Source organism: Streptomyces ipomoeae 91-03 (assembly GCF_000317595.1).
Taxonomy (GTDB): Bacteria; Actinomycetota; Actinomycetes; order Streptomycetales; family Streptomycetaceae; genus Streptomyces; species Streptomyces ipomoeae.
On record NZ_AEJC01000418.1, the window covers coordinates 1 to 22,283 of the forward strand.

Annotated in this window: 18 protein-coding genes, 1 tRNA gene and 4 pseudogenes; 13 read left to right on the forward strand and 10 right to left on the reverse strand. The window is 69.8% G+C overall.

The window, feature by feature from the left end; translation table 11 throughout:
• Positions 1-207: pseudogene (locus STRIP9103_RS51960) on the reverse strand (hypothetical protein); the annotation flags it as partial.
• On the opposite strand from STRIP9103_RS51960, the pseudogene STRIP9103_RS27980 reads away from it, so the two are divergent.
• A pseudogene (locus tag STRIP9103_RS27980) lies at positions 206-2,155 on the forward strand (ATP-binding SpoIIE family protein phosphatase); the annotation flags it as partial. The pseudogenes STRIP9103_RS51960 and STRIP9103_RS27980 sit on opposite strands and share 2 nt — an antisense overlap.
• A gap of 43 nt (positions 2,156-2,198) precedes the next feature.
• Here STRIP9103_RS27980 and STRIP9103_RS51965 read toward each other — a convergent pair.
• The gene (locus STRIP9103_RS51965; RefSeq protein ID WP_009325268.1) at positions 2,199-2,387 is read right to left on the reverse strand and encodes a hypothetical protein; all 189 of its coding nucleotides are present in this window, start codon (positions 2,385-2,387) and stop codon (positions 2,199-2,201) included.
• 259 nt (positions 2,388-2,646) lie between these two features.
• Positions 2,647-3,003, reverse strand: a pseudogene (locus STRIP9103_RS53200) (hypothetical protein); the annotation flags it as partial.
• On the opposite strand from STRIP9103_RS53200, the gene STRIP9103_RS27990 reads away from it, so the two are divergent.
• The gene (locus STRIP9103_RS27990; protein ID WP_048821111.1) at positions 2,890-3,564 is read left to right on the forward strand and encodes a glycosyltransferase family 2 protein; all 675 of its coding nucleotides are present in this window, start codon (positions 2,890-2,892) and stop codon (positions 3,562-3,564) included. The pseudogene STRIP9103_RS53200 and the gene STRIP9103_RS27990 overlap by 114 nt on opposite strands.
• Positions 3,561-4,106 carry a TIGR04282 family arsenosugar biosynthesis glycosyltransferase gene (locus STRIP9103_RS27995; RefSeq protein ID WP_009325272.1) on the forward strand — a complete coding sequence of 182 codons (546 nt, stop codon included), beginning with the start codon at positions 3,561-3,563 and terminating at the stop codon, positions 4,104-4,106. Before STRIP9103_RS27990 ends, STRIP9103_RS27995 begins: the two co-directional genes overlap by 4 nt.
• A gap of 143 nt (positions 4,107-4,249) precedes the next feature.
• Here the strand turns inward: STRIP9103_RS27995 and STRIP9103_RS28000 are convergent, their stop codons facing one another.
• Positions 4,250-4,549 (reverse strand): hypothetical protein, encoded by a 300-nt coding sequence (locus STRIP9103_RS28000; protein WP_009325245.1) that lies wholly within the window; start codon positions 4,547-4,549, stop codon positions 4,250-4,252.
• Between the two features lie 199 nt (positions 4,550-4,748).
• Here STRIP9103_RS28000 and STRIP9103_RS51980 point away from each other — a divergent pair, with 199 nt between their 5' ends.
• Positions 4,749-5,324 carry a DUF1998 domain-containing protein gene (locus STRIP9103_RS51980; protein WP_009325239.1) on the forward strand — a complete coding sequence of 192 codons (576 nt, stop codon included), beginning with the start codon at positions 4,749-4,751 and terminating at the stop codon, positions 5,322-5,324.
• Positions 5,325-5,763: 439 nt separating this feature from the next.
• Here STRIP9103_RS51980 and STRIP9103_RS50140 read toward each other — a convergent pair whose 3' ends face one another.
• From STRIP9103_RS50140 to STRIP9103_RS28015, 3 genes are all read right to left on the reverse strand, one after another.
• Positions 5,764-6,186, reverse strand: a complete 423-nt coding sequence (locus tag STRIP9103_RS50140; protein WP_141585763.1) for a hypothetical protein — start codon at positions 6,184-6,186, stop codon at positions 5,764-5,766.
• Positions 6,187-6,613: 427 nt separating this feature from the next.
• A complete protein-coding gene (locus STRIP9103_RS28010; protein WP_009325266.1) occupies positions 6,614-7,027 on the reverse strand; it encodes a PIN domain-containing protein in 414 nt (137 codons plus the stop codon).
• Positions 7,024-7,287, reverse strand: a complete 264-nt coding sequence (locus tag STRIP9103_RS28015; protein WP_009325247.1) for a hypothetical protein — start codon at positions 7,285-7,287, stop codon at positions 7,024-7,026. The genes STRIP9103_RS28010 and STRIP9103_RS28015 overlap by 4 nt, the downstream gene beginning before the upstream one ends.
• A 522-nt stretch (positions 7,288-7,809) precedes the next feature.
• On the opposite strand from STRIP9103_RS28015, the gene STRIP9103_RS51985 reads away from it, so the two are divergent.
• Positions 7,810-9,024, forward strand: a complete 1,215-nt coding sequence (locus STRIP9103_RS51985; protein ID WP_234022318.1) for a tyrosine-type recombinase/integrase — start codon at positions 7,810-7,812, stop codon at positions 9,022-9,024.
• A gap of 81 nt (positions 9,025-9,105) precedes the next feature.
• Here the strand turns inward: STRIP9103_RS51985 and STRIP9103_RS53545 are convergent.
• From STRIP9103_RS53545 to STRIP9103_RS28030, 3 genes and pseudogenes are all read right to left on the reverse strand, one after another.
• Positions 9,106-9,252 (reverse strand): annotated as a pseudogene (locus STRIP9103_RS53545) (hypothetical protein); the annotation flags it as partial.
• On the reverse strand, positions 9,252-9,572 hold the full coding sequence (locus tag STRIP9103_RS28025; RefSeq protein ID WP_009325240.1) for a hypothetical protein: 321 nt from the start codon (positions 9,570-9,572) through the stop codon (positions 9,252-9,254). The gene STRIP9103_RS28025 and the pseudogene STRIP9103_RS53545, both read right to left, overlap by 1 nt.
• Positions 9,573-9,985: 413 nt before the next feature.
• Positions 9,986-10,057, reverse strand: a tRNA-Arg gene (locus STRIP9103_RS28030).
• Positions 10,058-10,117: 60 nt separating this feature from the next.
• Between STRIP9103_RS28030 and STRIP9103_RS28035 the strand changes: the two genes are divergently transcribed.
• The 8 genes from STRIP9103_RS28035 to STRIP9103_RS28070 all read left to right on the forward strand — a co-directional run.
• Entirely contained in the window at positions 10,118-10,702 is a 585-nt protein-coding gene (locus STRIP9103_RS28035; protein WP_009325242.1) for a response regulator, read from the forward strand.
• A 142-nt stretch (positions 10,703-10,844) separates the two neighbouring features.
• The gene (gene nrtL, locus STRIP9103_RS28040) at positions 10,845-12,227 is read left to right on the forward strand and encodes an ArgS-related anticodon-binding protein NrtL (RefSeq protein ID WP_009325263.1); all 1,383 of its coding nucleotides are present in this window, start codon (positions 10,845-10,847) and stop codon (positions 12,225-12,227) included.
• A gap of 599 nt (positions 12,228-12,826) precedes the next feature.
• Positions 12,827-14,218 (forward strand): diaminopimelate decarboxylase, encoded by a 1,392-nt coding sequence (gene lysA, locus STRIP9103_RS28045; protein WP_009325257.1) that lies wholly within the window; start codon positions 12,827-12,829, stop codon positions 14,216-14,218.
• 180 nt (positions 14,219-14,398) lie between these two features.
• Positions 14,399-15,691: a homoserine dehydrogenase gene (locus STRIP9103_RS28050; RefSeq protein ID WP_009325259.1), complete on the forward strand. Its 1,293-nt coding sequence runs from the start codon at positions 14,399-14,401 to the stop codon at positions 15,689-15,691.
• A gap of 6 nt (positions 15,692-15,697) precedes the next feature.
• Positions 15,698-16,756 (forward strand): threonine synthase, encoded by a 1,059-nt coding sequence (gene thrC / locus STRIP9103_RS28055; RefSeq protein ID WP_009325270.1) that lies wholly within the window; start codon positions 15,698-15,700, stop codon positions 16,754-16,756.
• A 301-nt stretch (positions 16,757-17,057) separates the two neighbouring features.
• Entirely contained in the window at positions 17,058-18,011 is a 954-nt protein-coding gene (gene thrB, locus STRIP9103_RS28060; RefSeq protein WP_009325252.1) for a homoserine kinase, read from the forward strand.
• A gap of 408 nt (positions 18,012-18,419) precedes the next feature.
• On the forward strand, positions 18,420-20,432 hold the full coding sequence (rho, locus tag STRIP9103_RS28065) for a transcription termination factor Rho (protein ID WP_009325261.1): 2,013 nt from the start codon (positions 18,420-18,422) through the stop codon (positions 20,430-20,432).
• Positions 20,433-20,619: 187 nt separating this feature from the next.
• Positions 20,620-22,283: trypsin-like serine protease (locus tag STRIP9103_RS28070; protein ID WP_048821115.1), on the forward strand; the 1,664-nt coding region annotated here is incomplete at its 3' end.

Here is a 22,283-nt window from a genome sequence, read left to right on the forward strand (position 1 = left end):
GCCGCCGGGCGGGCGGCTTCCGGGGCCGATGACCGGGCCGGTGGCAGGAGCACCGGTCGGGTGGCCGACGGCACCCACGGCCGGGTGGGCGGCGGGGGTGCCGCCCGGAGCGCGGAGCGCAACGCCGACCGGGACATCGACCGGGACATCGACCGGAACGCCGACCAGGACGCCGACCGCGGTACTGGCCGCGCCTGCCGAAGCCACCGCCCCTGCCACCGCTCCACCCGGGGCTGCCCCCGCCACCTCCCATCCGCTCCCCGCACCGCCCCCCTCACGTCCCACCGCGGTCCTCCGCGCCGTCGTACCGCCCGCGGCGGCACCCTCCCCGTCCACCCCGTACGAAGCCGATGGAACCGGCGAAACCGGCGAAACCGACGGCGCTCCGCCCTTCGGTACCGACTCCGCCGCCGACAGCTGGCTGCTTCTCGTCGGTGAACCCGGGGTCGGGCGGCTGGCCGTGCTGGCGCGCCGGCGGCTGGAACTGCTGCACGATGCCGGTGTCCGGATCGGCACCACCCTGGACGTCACCCGTACGGCCGAGGAGCTGGCGGAGGTGACGGTGCCGAGGTTCGCGGACTTCGCGGCGGTGGATCTGCCGGACTCCGTGCTCGGGGGCGACGAGCCGGAACCCTTCGGGGTGGGGATGTCGCTGCGGCGGGTCGCGCTGGGGGCGGTGCACCAGGAGTCGCATCTGTACGAGGTCGGCGATCCCGTCCGGTATGTGGCGTCCACCCCCCAGGCCCGCAGCCTGGAGAGCGGCCGACCGGTGCTGGAACCGGTCCTCGCCGAGGCCGACGGCTGGCTCGCCCAGGACCCCTCCCGGCTGGAACGGACGCTCGCGGCCGGTATCCACACCCTGATCACGGTCCCGCTGCGGGCCCGCGGCACGACCCTCGGTGTCGTCAGTTTCTACCGCTGCAAGCAGCCCGCCCCGTTCGAGGACGACGACCTGTCGCTGGCCCAGGAGCTGGTCGGACGCGCGGCGATCTGCATCGACAACGCCCGCCGCTACACCCGCGAGCACAACACCGCCCTCGCCCTGCAACGCAGCCTGCTCCCACGCGGCCGGCCCGAACAGAGCGCGGTCGAGGTCGCGTACCGCTATCTGCCCGCGCAGGCGGGTGTCGGCGGCGACTGGTTCGACGTCATCCCGCTGTCCGGGGCACGGGTCGCGCTGGTCGTCGGCGACGTCGTCGGCCACGGCCTGCACGCCGCCGCCACCATGGGCCGGCTGCGGACCGCCGTGCACAACTTCTGTTCCCTGGACCTGCCCCCGGACGACCTGCTCACCCACCTCGACGACCTGGTCGTCCGGCTCGACCGGGGCGAGGGCTGGGCGGTGGAGAACACCTATCTGGACTCCGGCATCGTCGGCGCGACCTGTCTGTACGCCGTCTACGACCCGGTGTCCCGGCGCTGCACCCTCACCCGCGCCGGGCACCCGCTCCCGGCCGTCGTCTCCCCCGACGGCGCGGTGACCTTCGTCGACCTTCCCTCCGCCCCTCCGCTGGGCCTGGGCGGCATGCCCTTCGAGACGGTCGAGCTGGAGCTGGCCGAGGGCAGCCAGCTCGTCCTCTACACCGACGGCCTGGTCGAGGACCGGCACCGGGACATCGACACCGGCATGGACCAGCTCCGTACCGTCCTGGCCAACGCCGACCGCGCCCCCGAGGACACCTGCGAGGCCGTCCTCGACGCCCTGCTCCCGACCCGGCCCGCCGACGACGTGGCCCTGCTGGTCGCCCGTACGCACGCGATCGGTCCCGAACGGGTCGCCCACTGGGACCTCCCGAGCGACCCGGCGGTCGTCTCCCGCGCCCGCGTCGCCGTCACCGAACAACTGGCCGCCTGGGGCCTGGACGACCTGGCCTTCACCACCGAACTCATCGCCAGCGAACTCGTCACCAACGCCATCCGGCACGCCACCGGTCCCGTCCGACTCCGCCTCCTCCGCGACCGCGCCCTCATCTGCGAGGTCTTCGACGGCAGCGGCACGTCGCCGCGACTGCGGCGCGCCAGGACCGAGGACGAGGGCGGCCGGGGCCTGTTCCTGGTGGCCCAGCTGACGGAACGGTGGGGGACGCGGTACACGCCGGACGGCAAGACGATCTGGACGGAACAGCCGTTGCCGCGCCCCCTGAATGACCGCTGAGGGACCCCTGAACGACCGCCGAAAGGCACAGCCCTGCGGGCAGCTACTCCGCCGTCGCGGTTCCGGTCAGGCGGACTTCCTCGTTGTCGAGGTCGGCCTGGGGGCGGCGCAGGACGGTGTCGTCGATGTGGCGTTCGTCGCGGAGGCGGACGATGGTGGCGCGTTTGTGGGCGATCGTCGAGAGCCAGGCGCAGCGCGGTGTAGTCCTGGTGCCGGCGCAGCGCCGGGTCATCGGCGGCGCCCGTGCTTCTGGCCCGTACGGTCGAGAGGAGGGCTTCGTACTCCTGGCGCAGCCACTCGACGGCCTTCGGTTCGGTGCCCAGGTCGGCGGCGAGTCGCGGCATCGCCTTCAGGGCCTCCTCCATGGCGGTGGTCTCGGCGAGGTCGTGTTCCTCGTCGACCGACGTGTCCGGGGGCAGTTTCGCCCGGCGCACGGCCGCCGGCAGCAGGAGTCCCTGGGTCACCAGGGTCATGAGGATGACGCCGGAGACGACGAAGACGATGAAGTCGCGGTCGGGGAACGGCTCGCCCGAGTCGAGGGTTTCCGGAACGGAGAGGGCCATGGCGAGGGAGACGGAGCCCCGGAACCCGGCCAGTCCGCTGACCACACGGGCCCGGTGACTTTGCCGGAGCAGGCGCTGCTTCGGGCGGCGGTCGAGCAGGCGGATCAGGAACGCGAAGCGTACGGCGACGAGCACCGCGCAGACGGCCCCGACCGCGATGAGGGCGAGGCCCTGCCGTGGGTGCTGGAGAGGATCCCGCCCGGCTGGCGGGCGATCGTCGTGGACAACGGTTCCACCGATGGTTCCCCGGACATCGCCCGCGACTTGGGCGCGCACGTGGTCCACGAGCCGCGTCGCGGCTTCGGCGCCGCCTGCCACACGGGCCTCACCGCCGCCACGGCCGACGTGGTCTGCTTCTGCGACTGCGACGCCTCCCTCGATCCCGGACTGCTGCCCACCGTCGCCGGCCCGGTCCTCGACGGAACCGCGGATCTGGTCCTGGGCCGCCGCCGGCCCACCGCCCGCGATGCCTGGCCGATACACGCCCGGCTGGCCAACCTGGAGCTGGCCCGTCTCATCCGCCGCCGCACCGGCGTGCGCCTGCGCGACCTGGGCCCGATGCGCGCAGCCCGCCGGGAGGCGCTGCTGGCCCTGGGCCTGACGGACCGGCGCTCCGGTTACCCGCTGCAGATGGTGGTGCGCGCCGCCGACGCCGGCTGGCGGGTGACGGAGACCGATGTGCCCTACCACCCGCGTACGGGCCGTTCAAAGGTCACCGGCACCTGGCAGGCCGTGCGCGACATGCGAGCGGTCCTCGCCGAGCGGCCGGCTACCGCTGCCGGCGTCGGCATCGGCATCGGCATCGGCGTCGACGGAGGCATCGGCGTCGACGGAGGCGCCCGATGAACGCCCGTCCCCTGAACACGAGTTCGGCCACCCTGCTGGTCATCGCGAAGGAGCCCGTGCCCGGGCGGGTCAAGCCCCGTCTCACCCCGCCCTTCACCCCGCAGGAGGCGGCTGCCCTGGCCGAGGCCGCTCTGACCGACACGCTCCACACGATGCTCCAGGTTCCCGCCGGCCGCCGGGTGCTCGTCATCGACGGAACCCCTGGTCCCTGGCTGCCGCCCGGCTTCGAGGTCGTGCCCCAGGCATGCGGCGACCTCGACGAGCGGATCGCCGCCGCCTTCGAACTCTGCGACAGTGGCCCGGCGCTGCTGGTCGGCATGGACACTCCGCAACTCACCCCGGGCCTGCCGGCCGATGTCGGCCGCGACGGACACGACGCCTGGTTCGGCCCGGCCGCCGACGGCGGATTCTGGGGCCTGGGCTCCACCGAGGCGATCACATGCGTTCGGGCTTCTTCGCCGCCTGCGTCATCCATGACTGGCAGGCCCACCGGGCGAGCCCGCCCACGGCGAGGGACGCGAGAATGGCTCCCCAGTCGATGACATGAGGCAGTCCGGGGAAGAAGGCGAAGAAAGCCATTGTGACGACGAGACCCAGGAGGAACGCGGTGATCCCTGCCCGACGGCGCCGTGTTTTCCACGCCTGGTCCGAGTTCTGTCCCTGTTGCTGCTCGGTCATGGATGACTCACTTCGTGATGTGGTGGCACTGGCTCACGCGCCGCACTCCGTTCACGTGGAGATGGGCGCACGCCTTGCCATGACGAGGCAGCGTCTGAGGAGAGTTGTTCCGCATCGGGTCGATCATGCACTCGCTGTGCGTCCGGCCCCGCGATGTGCGGTAGGTCCGGTTGTTGGTGTCGGCGTAGGTGAAGTCGATGCGCCAGTTGCAGAAGCCGCTGCTGAGCGCTCCGACGAAGGCACAGTCGACGCCGGCGTTCTGGTAGGTGATCCTTCTGCCGCCTCCTCGGATGATGTGCGTGAACATGCAACCGGTCGGCACCTTCATCGTCATGCCGCCACGCTGTATTCGAAGGTGCGCACGGGCGTTGACCCGATCGCGGTGAGGCGCGTGACGTAGTGCATGACCAAGGCGGTCCCCCTTTGGTGATCTTCTGATGAGCACCTGGGACACCCGGGCCCCGTGGCGGTCCGTTGCGGCATTCCGGGTCGGTTCACTGTCGTGAGTGATCAAGGACATACGTGCTGACCAGCAGAAACATTCACGGACGCAGTTCTGTGTCGCTGACGAACCCGAGCTGCTGAAGGTGTGGGGCGTCCTTGCCACAAGGCCTTGCGACGAATACATCGTCAGCAGAGTGGCGGCCCGAGTCGCGTCTTCTCCGCAAGATACGGCCCGCGAACGTGGCGAGGAGAGGGTACCGGGTGGACGGCCTGCGCCGGCCTCGGACGCCACAGCGGCCCGTCTGCGCTCCCGCCCGTACGCACTGCTCGAAGGCGCTGCCGCGCGCCTGGAGATCAGTCGCGACGACATCGACGGCTCGGTTCACACCGGCACCGACGGCATGCCGTCCCTGCTGCTCTTCGACACCACTCCGGGTGGTGCGGGCAATGCCGTGTCCATGGGCAAACAGCTCCAACCGGTTGTCTCTGCCGCACCAGCCCGGGTGGCAGCCTGCGTGCGCGGCCCGGAGAGCAGCTGCTACGCGTGCCTGCGCACCTTCCGCGAGCCCTTCCACGAGCTGCTGAGCCGCCGTGAGGCCGTCGCACTCCTCGATGCCCTGACTGGCGATGCGAGTTGACAGAGTGAACGCTCGGTAGGGCGCCGCGCGAGCACTGTTGGGCGGCACGGGCCTCATGGTGAGCGGACCCTATGACTGGCGCGGTGGAGGCTTCATAGGGTCTGCGCCAGGTTCCGCCGGATGTGGGCGGTGAGGTGCTGGGGCGTGGTCCAGGCGTTGGGGCCGGTGCCGTCGCCGAGGGGATAGTGGACTGCGGGGCCACCGTGCGGTGGTCGACGCCGGCCGGCTCGGCCGCGGCGCGGTAACTCCCCGTGAGGTCGTACGCCTCCAGGGTTTCCATGATCTCCCTGCTGTTCTTCACACCGGCCGGCTTCGCCGGCCGGTGTCCATCCAGGTCCGGGGAGGTATCCGGCCGCCAGTGGGGAAGCTCGCGGCCACAAAGTGTTGGATAAAAGACCGCCTACGGGGAGTATCCACAGGCCGTCGTCAGGCAGGCGACTCAGGCACGGTAGATGGTCGAGAGCGCGGTCGAGGAACCGTGCATTCCAAGATCCAGACCGCAAGCGTTCGGGCTGGATGTTTCCGGATCAACGGCGCCGAGCCTGTCGTGGCGCAGAGCTTTCCACCGGAGGTCGCCTTTGAGTGTCTCCTCAGACGCGATGCCGTTGTCTGTAAGGGCATGGGGAGCGATCGCGAGCCACTGATCCGGTAGATCATCAAGGATCTGGCAGAGAGTGCGCCCGGCTGACGCGGGCTGATGGGTTGCAGGATTTAAGCGTGGGTGGTCGTCATTGAACCCGCGAGTTTGGGCGAGCAAGGCATCGATGTCCCGCGCCGCTCGATCGAGATCGCCGGTGAGGATGAGGTGCGCGCCGTCGGCGCCAGAAGCGGTCGTGACTTCGATGCCGGGGAAGACGACCACACCGTGGCGGTGTCCTGCCCTGCATGTCCGGTAGCCAGTCGCCGGTGTTGCGGTCGGCGAGCGCGATCACTTCGATGCCTTGTTCACGCAGGCGGGGCATGTGGCGATCCGCGAAGTCGGCACGATCTTCCGACGCAGAGAAGCAGAGAAGTCGAAACTGTTTCCGGCCGGCAATCGAAACTCGTGTGCGGGCGTTGCGGCCTGAAGGTCGCACTTGTACCAACAAGACGCTGTGATCACCACTTTCGACCGGGTGTCCAGAACTCTTCAACTCGCGGGCTTGGTCGAGAGGGGTTCTGGCGCATGCGAGATCAGGGAGTCACTTGTTTTGCAGATTGCCACCCGCTTCTCCCTGTGTCATGAGTCGCTGGTCTCTGAGCAGCATGCCGAATTCGAATATTTGTGCGGCATTCTGTGGGTGCAGGAGTCAGACCTTGATGACGGTGGCGCGTCCACCGCACAGGGTGGTGAGATCTTCCGGGTCGGAGGTGAGGATCGTGACAGGGGCGGGTGCGGCGAGAGCAGTCGCGCTGACCATGGCGTCGATGGCGTACTTGTGGCCGTGTAGCCCGGTGTCGGCGAGGAGGGCGGACGCGTGCCGGGCGATGGGCTCGGTGACCGGTTCGACGACAAGGCGGGACAGTGTCCACTCCAGGGCCGGCCGGTTGATCCGGGGGTGGACCACCTCGACGAGGGTTGCCGCAGAGGTGATCACTCGCAGGTCGTCGGCGCGTGCGAGGGCAAGCCAGCCGGTGACTGTGCGATCGCGCAGCACGGCCTTGGCCAGCCCTTCGCTGTCCAGGACGAGGGTGCCACCGGGGGCGGCGGGAGAGCGGGTCACGCGGCGTTCGCCCCGTCCTGTGTCTGTTCCTGTCGGGCCTGGTGGAGCTGGTCGCGCAGAGCCTGGATCTCCTCGTCCGTGACGGGCCCGTGCTCGGCCTCGGCGACCTGGATGAGCTCGTTCAGATTGTCGCGTTCGATCTGACGGGCCACGGCGGCGGCCACGTAGGCGGACAGCCCGGAGGGGCCGCTACGGGCCTTGGCGGCTTCGGCGATGTCGCGCGGCATGGTGATCGAATATTTGCCGGTAGGCTCACTCATGCTACTCATCCTACCTCTCATCCTCTCCGATGGTTGTCGGGCGTCCTCGACCTGGCAGAGAGATCGCCTTATGGCCCGCTCTGTTGAGTGCTTGTGCGCTACCTGGCGTACACGGCGAGGACTCCGAGGGCGCCACTGCAACCTGGGCCCGAAGCGTTCACCTGGTCAGAGAGGTGGTGGACGTTATGAGGAGTTCGGCATCGCATACACGCGGCGTCCCCCAAAGCAGGCGTAGTGGAAGGACGGTGATCGTGGCTGGGTCTGGCAGTAGTCGTTCCGCAGGAGGTACGACGGATGCCAGTGCGCTGGCCGAGGAACTTGGCGCCGCGTTGGTCCGGGCTGTCCGGGCTGGACGCGGATCATTCACTGGCCACTGCAGGGATGGGCCACGGCTCGGCCGGCCTCAGCTGGTACGCCTTCGCGTCGGAATACCTGGTGATGCGTTGGCCGCAGGTTGCGGCGAAGACACGTAACGAGACTAATGACGCACTGTGCGCGATCACTTCGGCGATGCTCCGGGACGTGCGAGGCCGCCCGAGTGACGAGCTGTTGCGGCAGGCACTTCCAAACTGGGCGTTCGTCGTGCCCCGGCCGGAACTGCGGACGGCGCCCTCGGACGTGCGGCTTGCCTTCCGCTGGGCCGAGAGGGCGTCACGCCCGCTGACCGGCCTGATGGATCCGGCCGTGATGCGGGCCGCGCTGCAAGCCCTACGGCTGAAAAAGGACGGTACAGTCGCGGCGGCCGAGCCCCAGCGGCACAAGTGCATGACCCTCGTGAACGCCGTGCGGTACGCGATCGAGCAGGGCATGCTCGGCGGGGATCCGATCGCCAATATCAATTGGCGGATCGCCAAGACTGTTAAGCAGGTCGACCCGCGGGTGGTCGCCAACCCCGCCCAGGCCCGCTCCCTGCTCTGCGCCGTCTCCTACGTCGGCAGCCACCGGCGGGTCCGCGGACGTCGGCTGGTCGGGCTGTTCGCCGGCATGTACTACGCCGGGCTGCGGCCGGAGGAGGCGGTCGCCGTGACCCTGTCGGACTGCGTACTGCCAGCGGAGGGTTGGGGCAGGGTGATTCTGCGGATCACTCGCCCCCAGGCGGGCAAGGAGTGGACCGACACCGGGCGCCTCCATGACGAGTGTGGCCTGAAGGGGTGCCCGCCGGGGGACACCCGCCCGGTGCCACTGCCGCCCGAGCTGGTGGCGCAGTGGCGAGAAAGTGTCCACACCTTCGGTATCGCCGATGACGGGCGGCTGTTCTTCAACGAACGCGGTGGCATCCTCGCCTCCAGCACGTACACCCGCGTCTGGCACGAAGCCCGGGAGCCGGCCTTGCCGCCCGGCCTGCTCAGCACTCCACTCGCGGCTCGTCCCTACGATCTTCGGCACTCGGCTCTGTCCACCTGGCTCAACGCCGGCGTCGATCCCACGGAGGTCGCGGAACGCGCCGGCAACAGTGTCGAGGTCCTCATGACCAAGTACGCCAAGTGCCTGTACGGCCGGGCCGCGATCGCCAACCAGCGCATCGAGGCTCTGCTGGACGAATACGACCGAACTCCCGAGATGATGGTTGGACGGCGTTGTAGCCGGGGGTCGCTACTGGGCCGGGTTCTCGTCCTGCGGTGCCATGAGCTGGCGTTGCCAGTCCGCGAACCGCTCGCGCAAGGCCCCGGCCTCGGTGGCAGTGAGGCCGTAGGCGGCGAATTGCTTGTCGGTGCAACGCTGAACGCGAGCGAGTGAGTCGGCGAACATCCGCGGATCGAAGCCGTCGCCGTTCTGCTTGGCCAGCTCAATCAGGCGTTCGCGGGTGTATCCGGCCTTGAGGAGTCCATCGACGTCGATGGCGTCGCGGACCTCGGCCCGGCCGTCCAGGGCGGTGGTCTTCCCGGCGGCGACATCGTCGGGGTGCAGGACTGGGCCGAGCCCGGAGGGCACGGGGCGGATCGGTCGGCGGTGCAGCTCGTCCACTACGCTGCGGTCGCCACAGGTGCGAGCCCGGGGAAGCGGGCCTGCCAGGCCGCACGAGCCGGAGCGGGTAGGAACAGGTCTGTCCAGTGCTGGTGCAACAGATCAGTGTTCAGGTGCGACTGCAGGTCGGCCGGGACCTGGGCTTCCCTTATGACTCGCTCGTACATAAGGAGCAGGTCGGCCTCGTCGGCGAGGTCGTACTCGTAGCGCGGGCCCCAGTCGATGTGCTGGGGCAAGGTGACGGTGCCGGAAGTCGGCCCGACCAACTCGTCGAGCGACTCCGGGAGGGCGTAGATCCTCGCGGCTGCGTACCTGCTCATAGGCTCAGCATGCCGTAACCGGCCGCGTCGTGGTGCCGACACAGGCATCCGCGTGAGCAGTGAGCGTGACGTTCGATGAAACGCCTGATCGCAGCCGTGTCCAGCACTGATCCGAGAAAGCCAAACGGCCTGCTCGTCCGTATGTTTTCCGACCGTCCTTGTCGGCAAACGCGCAGGTCACAGCATGTGTCCTCCGGCGGCGTCCGCCTTGCGGCTTTCCCGTCCCACGAATGTCCCACGCGAAGCCATTGTGTGGGATCGGATATCTGGGATTTCGTCCGCCTGGCGCCATAAGGTCGCAGGTTGAAGGCTTGCTGAACCGAGTGGTCATGACCACGGTGGCCGTGTGCATTGTGGCATGCACAAGAAAGGCCCTGAACTGCTTTTCTGCAGTTCAGGGCCTTGATTTCCGGTGCCCCCGGCAGGATTCGAACCTGCGCACACGGCTCCGGAGGCCGTTGCTCTATCCCCTGAGCTACGGGGGCGTGTCGGGCGCCTTGTGTGGCGGCGACGGGTAGAACCTTACCAGCTCTGCGGGGGAGGTCATGAACGGGTTTTGCCGGGTGGGCGTGGGGGTTCAGTCAGGGGGAGACCGCCCGCAGGGGGTGGAAGTGGGGAAAACCGGGACGCGGCGGTGGTCGCGGACCTACTCTCAAGTTGTGCCAGGCGCGTCCGGCCGGGTGCTTGTTGTGGACGACAACAAGGTCATCCGGCAGCTGATCAGGGTCAACCTCGAACTGGAGGGCTTCGAGGTGGTGACCGCGGCCGATGGTGTCGAGTGCCTCGATGTCGTTCATCAGGTCCGCCCCGACCTGATCACCCTCGATGTGGTGATGCCCCGGCTCGACGGGCTCCGCACCGCCGCCCGGCTCCGCGGCGACGCCCGGACCCGGCGGCTGCCGCTCGTCATCGTCAGTGCCTGTACGCAGTACGAGGTCGAGGCCGGGCTCGACGTCGGCGTCGACGCCTTCCTCGCCAAACCGTTCGAGCCCTCCGAACTCGTCGCGCTCGTACGGCAGTTGATGGAGCGCGGTGAGTCCGACAACGCTTCGCAGTTCGGTATCGGTGCGGGTGCCCCTGCGGGAGGGCCGGGCAACGGTGGGGAGCGTGCCGGGCGCGCCGGCAGCTGACCTCGGCTCGGCATCACTCCGACCGACCCGGGCCGGGTACCGACGCCGCCCCCATGGATCGGCTCTCCTTTCCCGTCCACATCCCGGACCTCACAGCAAACCTGCTCGCGTACCCTCCCCCCTCCTCCCATACGCTTGTCCCGTGACCCCTGTCGAGCTCTCCCGCACCGTGCTGCGCGCGGTGCGTCGCGCCGTGGACCAGGGGGAGCTGAGCGTGGCCGTGCCCACACGAGCCGTGGTCACTCCGCCGGGGCCCGGCGGCAGCGGGGACTACGCCACGAACATCGCCCTGCAGTTGGCCCGGCCCGCTGGTCGGTCGCCCCGGCAGGTGGCCGAGATCCTGCGGCCCCATCTCCGCCGTACCGAGGGCGTCGCCGCCGTCGAGATCACCGGGCCGGGGTTCCTCAACATCCACCTCGACCGGGTCGCCGTCACCGCCCTCGTACGCCGCATCCAACGCGACGGCACCAGCCCAGCCGGCGGCCCCGACCGAACCGGCCGTATCGGCGGAGTTGACGGCACCGACCCAGCCGGCAGCCCCGGCCGCGCCCCAGGCAGCCGACACCCGGACCACCTTCCCTACGGCCACAGCGACGCCCTCGCCGGGCAGGTCGTCCGGCTGCGTATCCCGTACGACATCCGCGCCGAAGTAGTCGCCGACGCGCTCGTACGGATTGTCGCCAGCCAGGGCGGCCGTGTCGAGGTCGACCATGCCCGGCCGGTCGACCATGCCCGGCCCCGAGGGTTCCGGGAGCCCGAAGGGCACGATGGTTCCGGCGATGACGGCGTTTCCGTTCATCCCGGCGAGCCCGGGGCCGCGTCCGGCCACTTCAGCCCGCCCGCAGCACCCGCCTCCAGCTCAGCCGACGAACCCGCCCCACCCGACGAGCCCATCGACCTCCGCCCCGTACCGGCCCCCGAAGACCCCACCCGCCTCGGCCCCGACGCCCTCCGCTGGGCCCTGTTGCACCCCGCCGCCCACGACCGGCCCCGTATCACCGCGGACCTCCTGGTGCAGCGCGCGAGCAACCCCCTCTTCCGGGTCCGCTACGCCCACGCCCGCGCCCGCGCGCTCACCCGCAACGCCGCCGCCCTCGGTTTCACCAGCGCCCCCGGCGACCCGTACGGCGACGGCACCCACGCGTCCCACGGCACCCACCCGCCTCACAGCACCGGCGGCATCCCCACCCCCCTCACCGCCGTCGACACCCCGACGCACCCCACCCCCCGCGGGCTCACCCTCGACGCCGCCACCCCCGACGTCATCAGCCCTCTCCTCACCGCCCTCACCGAGTACCCCCCCACCCTCGCCCGGGCGGCGACCCATCGTGCCCCCGACCGGCTCGCCCGGCACCTGGTCGTCATCGCCGACGCCCTGCTGGCCTTCCAGCACACGGTGCTGCCGCGCGGCGACGAGAAACCCTCGGCCGCCCACCGCGCCCGGCTGGCCCTCGCCGAAGCCGCCGGGACGGTGCTGGCCGGTGGCCTGTCCCTGCTCGGCATCGACGCACCCGAATACCTCTGAGCGAGCCCGACGAGCCAGATGAGCCCGAAGAGCCCCCAAGCCAATCGGCCCCGGCAAGCCCGAGGCGACCGGCCGCAGCAAGCCGAAGCCCTCGGGCCGAGGCGAGCCCCGGGCCACCGCCCACAGCAAGCCGAAGCCGACAGGCCCCGGCCAACCGAAGCCCACCGGCAGAGACAAGCGAAAACCCATGGGCCGAGGCGAGTCCCAGGCCACAGGCTCAGGCAAGCCCTGGCCCACCGGCCGCGGCAAGCCGAAGCCCTCAAGCCAAGGCAAGCCGAAGCCCTCGGGCCCAGGCGAGCCGAAGCCCCAGAGCCAAAGCGAGCCCCGGCCCGCCGGCCGCGGCAAGCCGAAGCCCCGCAGCCAAGGCGAGCCCCGGCCCCAAGCCAAGGCAAGCCAAGCCCCACAGCCAAAGCGAGCTCCGGCCCACCCACCGCAGCAAGCCGAAGCCCCCAAGCCAAGGCAAGCCGAACCCCCACGACCAGAGCGAGCCCCAGCCCCCAAGCCAAGGCAAGCCACCCCCCGGCCCAGCTCCCCCCCCCGTGCTCCCCGGCCAAGACCTCGCCCAGAGCCCACACCGTCAGAGAGAGCCCAGACCAGTCATGAGCCGATCCGCGCACCCCGCCGGACCCCGTCACGCCGATGTCCTGCCCGAAGGGCACTACGCCGCCCCGCCCGCCGACCTCAACACGCTCGACCCGAAGGTGTGGGCGCAGACCGTCACCCGTGCGGAGGACGGGGTCGTCAGTGTCGGCGGGATCGATGTGAAGACGCTCGCCGAGGAGTTCGGGACGCCCGCCTACTTCCTCGACGAGGTCGACTTCCGGGCGCGGGCGCGCGCCTGGCGTACCGCGTTCGGGCCGGACGCCGACGTCTTCTACGCCGGCAAGGCCTTCCTGTCCCGCGCGGTCGTCCGCTGGCTGCACGAGGAGGGGCTGAACCTCGACGTCTGCTCCGGTGGTGAGCTCGCCACCGCGCTCTCCGCCGGCATGCCCGCCGACCGCATCGCCTTCCACGGCAACAACAAGTCCACGGAGGAGATCGACAGGGCCATCCGCGCCGGCGTCGGTCGTATCGTCCTCGACTCGTTCCAGGAGATCGTGCGCGTCGCGCACATCGCCCAGGAGCTCGGCAAGCGGCAGCGTGTGCAGATCCGCGTGACCGTCGGCGTCGAGGCGCACACGCACGAGTTCATCGCCACCGCCCACGAGGACCAGAAGTTCGGGATCCCGCTCGCGGGCGGCCACGCGGCGGAGGCCGTACGGCGGGCCCTCAAGCTCGACGGCCTTGAGCTGATCGGCATCCACTCCCACATCGGGTCGCAGATCTTCGACACCTCCGGGTTCGAGGTCGCCGCGCACCGCGTCGTCGGGCTGCTGAAGGAGATCCGCGACGAGCACGGCGTCGAGCTGCCCGAGATCGATCTCGGGGGTGGGCTCGGCATCGCGTACACCAGCGACGACGACCCGCGCGAGCCCCACGAGATCGCCAAGGCGCTCACCGAGATCGTCAGCCGAGAGTGCGAGAACGCCAAGCTCCGCACGCCCCGTATCTCCGTCGAGCCGGGGCGGGCCATCGTCGGCCCGACCGCCTTCACGCTCTACGAGGTCGGCACCATCAAGCCGCTGGACGGGCTGCGGACGTATGTCTCCGTCGACGGCGGCATGTCCGACAACATCCGTACGGCCCTGTACGACGCCGAATACAGTGTCGCCCTCGTCTCCCGCGCCTCCGACGCCGAGCCGATGCTGGCCCGCGTGGTCGGCAAGCACTGCGAGAGCGGCGACATCGTGGTCAAGGACGCGTTCCTGCCGGCCGACCTGGCACCGGGTGACCTGATCGCCGTACCGGCCACGGGCGCGTACTGCCGGTCCATGGCCAGCAACTACAACCACGCGCTGCGCCCGCCGGTCGTCGCCGTCAATGAGGGGGAGGCCCGGGTGATCGTCCGCCGGGAGACGGAGGAGGATCTCCTTCGGCTCGATGTCGGGTGACACCCGGCGTCGGGTGACACTCGAAGCCAGGGAACAGTAGGTACCCGGGCCGAAAGATCTTCGTCTTCCGGCCCTGAGGAAATGAAATTGATGTCTCACGATCCGGACGAGGGATAGAAACGCCCGTCCGGTGAGTGAGACTGGTCCAACCGTGTTCGGTATGTGAGGAAACGAGGTCGGATGATGCGTACGCGTCCGCTGAAGGTGGCGCTGCTGGGCTGTGGGGTTGTCGGCTCAGAGGTGGCGCGCATCATGACGACGCACGCCGACGACCTCGCCGCCAGGATCGGCGCCCCGGTCGAACTGGCCGGAGTGGCCGTACGGCGGCCCTCCAGGGTCAGGGAAGGCATCGATCCCAGCCTCGTCACCACCGACGCCACCGCGCTCGTCAAACGCGGCGACATCGACGTCGTGGTCGAGGTCATCGGCGGCATCGAGCCCGCCCGCACCCTCATCACCACCGCGTTCGAGCACGGCGCCTCCGTCGTCTCCGCCAACAAGGCCCTCCTCGCCCAGGACGGCGCCGCTCTGCACGCCGCCGCCGAGGAGCACGACACGGACCTCTACTACGAGGCCGCCGTCGCCGGTGCCATCCCGCTGATCCGCCCGCTGCGCGAGTCCCTGGCCGGCGACAAGATCAACCGGGTGATGGGCATCGTCAACGGGACGACCAACTTCATCCTCGACAAGATGGACTCCACGGGGGCGGGTTACCAGGAGGCCCTCGACGAGGCGACCGCTCTCGGGTACGCCGAGGCCGACCCGACCGCCGACGTCGAGGGCTTCGACGCCGCCGCCAAGGCCGCGATCCTCGCCGGAATCGCCTTCCACTCGCGGGTGCGGCTCGACGACGTCTACCGCGAGGGCATGACCGAGGTGACGGCCGCCGACTTCGCCTCCGCCAAGAACATGGGCTGCACCATCAAGCTGCTCGCCATCTGCGAGCGGGCCGCGGACGGCGAGTCGGTCACCGCGCGCGTGCACCCCGCCATGATTCCGCTGACCCACCCCCTCGCCTCCGTGCGCGGCGCGTACAACGCCGTGTTCGTGGAGTCCGACGCCGCCGGGCAGTTGATGTTCTACGGCCCCGGCGCGGGCGGCGCGCCCACCGCCTCCGCCGTCCTCGGCGACCTCGTGGCCGTGTGCCGCAACCGGCTCGCCGGTGCGACCGGGCCCGGTGAGTCGGCGTATGCCGCCCTGCCCGTCTCGCCCATGGGCGAGGTCGTCACGCGCTACCACATCAGCCTCGACGTCGCGGACAAACCGGGCGTTCTCGCCCAGGTGGCGACCGTGTTCGCCGAGCATGGCGTGTCGATCGATACGGTTCGGCAGCAGGGCAAGGATGGCGAGGCCTCTCTCGTCGTCGTCACCCACCGCGCCTCCGACGCCTCCCTCAGCGGGACCGTCGAGGCGCTGCGCAACCTCGACACCGTGCGGGGTGTCGCCAGCATCATGCGGGTTGAAGGAGAGTAACCAGCAATGACCCACCAATGGCGCGGAATCATCGAGGAGTACCGGGACCGGCTGCCCGTCTCCGACACCACGCCGGTCGTGACGCTCCGCGAGGGCGGCACGCCCCTCGTGCCCGCGCAGGTGCTCTCCGAGCGCACGGGCTGCGAGGTCCACCTGAAGGTGGAGGGTGCCAACCCCACCGGGTCCTTCAAGGACCGCGGTATGACCATGGCCATCACCCGGGCGAAGGAAGAGGGCGCGAAGGCGGTCATCTGTGCCTCCACGGGCAACACGTCTGCCTCCGCGGCCGCTTACGCCGTGCGCGCGGGCATGGTCTCCGCCGTGCTCGTCCCGCAGGGCAAGATCGCGCTCGGCAAGATGGGCCAGGCCCTCGTGCACGGCGCGAAGATCCTCCAGGTCGACGGCAACTTCGACGACTGCCTCACCCTCGCGCGTGAACTCAGCGACAACTATCCGGTCGCGCTGGTCAATTCGGTCAATCCGGTGCGTATCGAGGGCCAGAAGACCGCCGCGTTCGAGATTGTGGACATGCTCGGCGACGCCCCCGACATCCACGTCCTGCCGGTCGGCAACGCGGGCAACATCACGGCCTACTGGAAGGGCTACAAGGAGTACGCCGCCGACGGTGTCGCCGTGAAGACGCCCCGGATGTGGGGATTCCAGGCTTCCGGTTCCGCGCCGATCGTGCGCGGCGAGGTCGTCAAGGACCCGTCGACCATCGCCACCGCGATCCGTATCGGCAACCCCGCGTCCTGGCAGTACGCCCTGGCCGCGCGGGACGAGTCCGGCGGTGCCATCGACGAGGTGACGGACCGTGAGATCCTGCGCGCCTACCGGCTGTTGGCCGCGCAGGAGGGCGTCTTCGTGGAGCCCGCCTCCGCCGCGTCCGTCGCCGGTCTGCTGAAGGCCGCCGAGAACGGCAAGGTCGACCCGGGCCAGACCATCGTCTGCACGGTCACCGGAAACGGCCTGAAGGACCCCGACTGGGCCGTCGCCGGCGCCCCGCAGCCGGTCACCGTGCCGGTCGACGCGGCGACCGCGGCCGAGCGCCTCGGCCTCGCGTAGCCGGTCGGGAAACCGTTCGAAACGGCCTGCGAGTCGCGCGTAGACGCCGATTCACGGGGGATAACCCTGACAGGACCCGACAGGGGGTGCACAGGGGGCTTACGACACGCATCGTGCGCCTCCTGTGCGCCCTATGTCGCCACAGAACCTTCCTTCGATAGGCTGTACCGAACCCGCCCGCTGCATATGCCCCGCAAGGGTGCGGCGCCGCGCCGTCCTGAGCGGCCGCAGGGTTCTCACGCACGTATCGAATGTCATTCGACAATCGTCAATCCCGCAGCTCAAGGAGAGTCATCGAGCGATGGCCGGTCCAGCGTTCCGCGCCGCCGCCGTACGGGTGCGCGTCCCCGCCACCAGCGCCAACCTCGGCCCGGGCTTCGACGCCCTCGGCCTGTCGCTGGGGCTCTACGACGACGTGGTCGTCCGGGTGGCCGACTCCGGGCTGCACATCGACATCGCGGGCGAGGGCAGCGAGACCCTCCCGCGTGACGAGAAGCACCTGCTCGTACGGTCCCTGCGCACCGCCTTCGATCTGCTGGGCGGACAACCCCGGGGCCTGGAAATCGTCTGCGCCAACCGCATCCCGCACGGCCGTGGCCTGGGCTCCTCCTCGGCCGCCATCTGCGCCGGCATCGTCGCCGCCCGCGCCGTGACCATAGGCGGGGAGAACCGCCTCGACGACACCGCGCTGCTCGAACTCGCCACCGAGATCGAGGGGCACCCCGACAACGTCGCGGCCTGTCTTCTCGGCGGTTTCACGCTCTCCTGGATGGAGGGCGGCGCCGCGCGGGCGATCAGGATGCAGCCCGCCGATTCCATCGTTCCGGTGGTTTTCGTACCCGGAAAGCCGGTCCTGACGGAGACGGCGCGCGGGCTGCTCCCGCGCACCGTCCCGCACGTCGACGCGGCCACCAACGCCGGCCGGGCCGCACTGCTCGTGGAGGCCCTGACCAGGCGTCCCGAGCTGCTGCTGCCCGCCACCGAGGACCGGCTGCACCAGGAGTACCGGGCGCCCGCCATGCCGGAGAGCGCGGCCCTGGTCGAGCGACTGCGGGCCGACGGCGTCCCGGCGGTCATCTCCGGCGCCGGACCCACGGTCCTGGCCCTGGCCGACGAGGCCAGCGCCGACAAGGTCGCCCACCTCGCAGGCGAGGGCTGGGCCGCCAACCGGCTGGACCTCGACGCCCGAGGGGCGTGCGTCCTGCCGCTCACCACCACCGTCGCCGACACCGGCGCCGGCGACGGCGCCGAGTAGGGGGCGTTCGGTTGCCGGATTTCGAGAGGGGGAATGTTTGTTGGATCCGGTAGTGTTAACCTCAAGTCTGCACCTGCCCCAGCCATGGCGAGGTGCTCGTCGTCCCCGTCCGGGACAACCCTTCTTCCGGGAGTCTCCCCAGCCGCACTGTGCTTCGTACGTCAAGCTGTACGCCGTACGCAGGCACTGAGCGGTCTGCCGAGCAGACTCCGGAACCGGCGTGACCGAGCCGTGTGACACAGACACCGAGTGCCGCGGCCCCGTAAGCGCCGAATCACCAGCAAATTTTCCTCCGCCGCTTTGGCGGACCACCGCCCCGGCACGGTCCACCTGAACAGGACCGAAGCCGGACAGCACAACCGGTCGCCGAGCCAGAAGGCCGACGTCCGCTCCAGGGAAGGACCCTTCGTGAGCGACACCACCGATCTGATGGGCGCACGTGTCGAGGACACCGCTGCCGCGCCCGCCACGGACGCCGCGCCTGCCAGCGGTGCCGGCTCCCGACGGCGCCGCGGCACCGGCCTCGAGGGCATGGTGCTGGCCGAGCTGCAGCAGGTCGCATCCGGCCTCGGTATCAGGGGCACCGCGCGGATGCGCAAGAGCCAGCTGATCGAGGTCATCAAGGAGGCGCAGGCGGGCGGGGGAGCCCCGGCGAAGACCGCCGAGGCCGCCACCGAGACCAAGCCGAAGCGCCGTGCCACCTCGAAGGCCCGTACGGGCGATGACGCCGCCGCCCCGGCTGCCGAGAAGGCTGCGAAGAAGGCCGCGGCGCCCGCCGAGAAGGCGGAGAAGGCCGCCGAGAAGGCCGTGGCCCAGCAGCAGATCGAGATCCCCGGCCAGCCGGCCGGAGGGGACGAGGCGCCCACCGAGCGCCGTCGTCGCCGTGCCACCGCCGAGGCGGGCAGCCCCGAGACGGTCACCGCCGAGGCCAAGAGCGAGCCCAAGGCCGAGACGCCGGCCCAGGCCGCGCAGCCGCAGGCCGAGGCCAAGGGCGACGCCGAGGGCGACGGCCGTCAGGGCCGCCGTGACCGTCGTGAGCGCGGCCGTGACCGCGACCGCGGCGACCGCCGCAAGGACGAGCAGCAGGGCGGCGGGCAGCAGCGCGGGCAGCAGCAGGGCCAGCAGCAGGCCGGCGGTCGCCAGGACCGCCAGCGGGACGCCGGGCCGCAGGACGACGACGATTTCGAGGGCGGCCGTCGTGGCCGTCGCGGGCGCTACCGCGACCGCCGGGGCCGTCGTGGCCGTGACGACATGGGCGCCGAGCCGCAGCTCGCCGAGGACGACGTCCTGATCCCCGTCGCGGGCATCCTCGACATCCTCGACAACTACGCCTTCATCCGCACCTCCGGCTATCTGCCGGGCCCGAACGACGTGTACGTCTCCCTCGCCCAGGTCCGCAAGAACGGTCTGCGCAAGGGTGACCACGTCACCGGTGCGGTCCGTCAGCCGAAGGAAGGCGAGCGCCGCGAGAAGTTCAACGCGCTCGTCCGCCTCGACTCCGTCAACGGCATGGCGCCCGAACACGGCCGTGGCCGCCCGGAGTTCAACAAGCTGACCCCGCTCTACCCGCAGGACCGGCTCCGTCTGGAGACCGACCCGGGCGTGCTGACCACCCGCATCATCGACCTCGTGTCGCCGATCGGTAAGGGCCAGCGCGGTCTGATCGTGGCCCCGCCGAAGACCGGTAAGACCATGATCATGCAGGCGATCGCCAACGCGATCACCCACAACAACCCCGAGTGCCACCTGATGGTCGTCCTCGTCGACGAGCGTCCGGAAGAGGTCACCGACATGCAGCGGTCGGTCAAGGGCGAGGTCATCTCCTCGACCTTCGACCGCCCGGCCGAGGACCACACGACGGTCGCCGAGCTGGCGATCGAGCGGGCGAAGCGGCTGGTCGAGCTGGGCCACGACGTGGTCGTACTGCTCGACTCCATCACGCGGCTCGGTCGTGCGTACAACCTGGCGGCGCCCGCGTCCGGGCGCATCCTGTCCGGTGGTGTCGACTCGACCGCCCTGTACCCGCCGAAGCGCTTCTTCGGTGCCGCGCGCAACATCGAGGACGGTGGCTCGCTCACCATCCTGGCGACGGCTCTCGTCGACACCGGGTCCCGTATGGACGAGGTGATCTTCGAGGAGTTCAAGGGCACGGGCAACATGGAGCTCAAGCTCGACCGGAAGCTGGCGGACAAGCGGATCTTCCCGGCCGTCGATGTCGACGCCTCCGGTACCCGTAAGGAAGAGATTCTGCTCGGGGCCGAGGAGTTGGGCATCGTCTGGAAGCTGCGGCGGGTGCTGCACGCGCTGGATCAGCAGCAGGCCATCGAGTTGCTGCTGGACAAGATGAAGCAGACGAAGTCGAACGTCGAGTTCCTGATGCAGATTCAGAAGACGACGCCTGCGCCGGGTAACGGCGACTAGGGGCGACCGGTAGCTCGGGCGCTTCCTGGGGCCACCCTCTTCGTGAGGGTGGCCCCAGTGCTTTGTGTGGACAGGTGTACGATCACGGTCTTCATGTGTCTGATCAACTCTTGTACTCCCAGGGGGGAATTGAGTGGGTAGATCCCTGTCCGGAGCCTTTGCGGCTGCTATAGCCGGGGCGCTCGTGATGTCGTCGGTGAGTTCGGCCGCCGCGGATTCGGATGCTTCAGTCGGTTCGGTGGATCAGCTGATCGCCTCCGCCATGGCGGCGGACGCTGCCTCGGGGGAGGCCCCCGAGGAGACCGCCGAGTCCGAGTCGTCGTCGAGCGGCGATGGTTCGGATGCCGGCAAGCCCAGCGCCCAGATCATCGGTGGGTCGGAGACCACGATCGGCGCGGCGCCCTGGATGGCTCAGCTCTGGTACTACGACGACTCGACGGGTGTCGGGTTCTTCTGCGGCGGCACCGTCGTCTCGCCTACGAAGATCCTCACCGCGGCGCACTGCGTCGACAAGAACCGCTACAGCTGGCCCATGTACGGCGCCGTCGTCACGGGCACCGATCAGCTGCCCACCGCCGTCTACAACGACGACGGCAGCCTGAACCACATGGACTACCACGGCGGCGCCCCGACGCGCGTGTCGCGCCAGTGGAACCACACCTCGTACAACGAGGACACCATCGACAACGACATCGCCGTCCTGACGCTGGCGACGCCCGTCAAGGCCGCGCCGCTCAGGATGACGTCGTCGACCGACACCGCCTCGTACGCGGCGGGCACCAGCGCCAAGGTCTACGGCTGGGGCCGTACCAGCTCCACCAGCGACGAGATCTCGCAGACGCTGAAGACGGCGACGCTGCCCGTCGTCAGCGACACGACCTGTGCGAACGCCTGGGGAAGCTACTTCATCAAGGGGCACATGGTCTGCGCGGGCAAGCCGACCGGTGGTTCGGACGCCACGACCACCACCATCTGCAACGGTGACTCCGGCGGCCCGCTCGTCGTCAACAACAAGATCATCGGTGTGGTGTCGTGGGCCGTCACGGACTGCGTGGAGAAGGGCTACTACCCCGTCTTCACCAAGGTCAGCAGGTACGTCGGCGTCGCCTACCCGCGGGTCGACGACGCCGCCATCACCCGGGACGGCAAGGCCGACGTCTTCCTGCGCAACAAGGAGACCGGTACCGGCTATGTGCGTGCCTCCCAGGGCTCCTCGCTCGCTTCGCGCGAGTCCCTGACCTCGACCGTGTACGGCAGCTGGAAGGGCTACAACCTCGTCCAGCAGACCGACCTGAACCGGGACGGCTACCAGGACTTCGTGCTGCGCCGGGCCTCCGACGGCGACGTCTTCTGGCGGCGGCGCGAGCCATCGTCGAACACGTGGACGACCATCCAGATCTTCGACAACTGGGCGACCCGTACCCGGATCATCACCCCCGGTGACGTCACCGGTGACGCCCTGCCCGACCTCCTCTCGGTGGACTCCGGCGGTGCCCTGTGGATCTACCCGGGCAAGGGCAACGGCTCCTTCTCGACCCGTGTCAAGGTGGGCACGGGCTGGAACCAGTACAACGCGGTGGTCGGGCACGGCGACTTCAACGGCGACGGCAAGGCCGACCTGATCGCGCGCACCAAGACCGGCTCGAACATCTACCTCTACAAGGGCAACGGCAAGTCCGGCACGAGCGCCTTCGCCACGCGGATCAAGGTCCGTTCGAGCTGGACCGGCTTCAACGCCCTCGTCACTCCCGGTGACGTGAGCGGTGACGGCAAGGCGGACCTCCTGGCCCGTACGACCGGCGGCACGCTGTACCTCTACAAGGGCACCGGCAAGGCCACGAGCGAGATCTT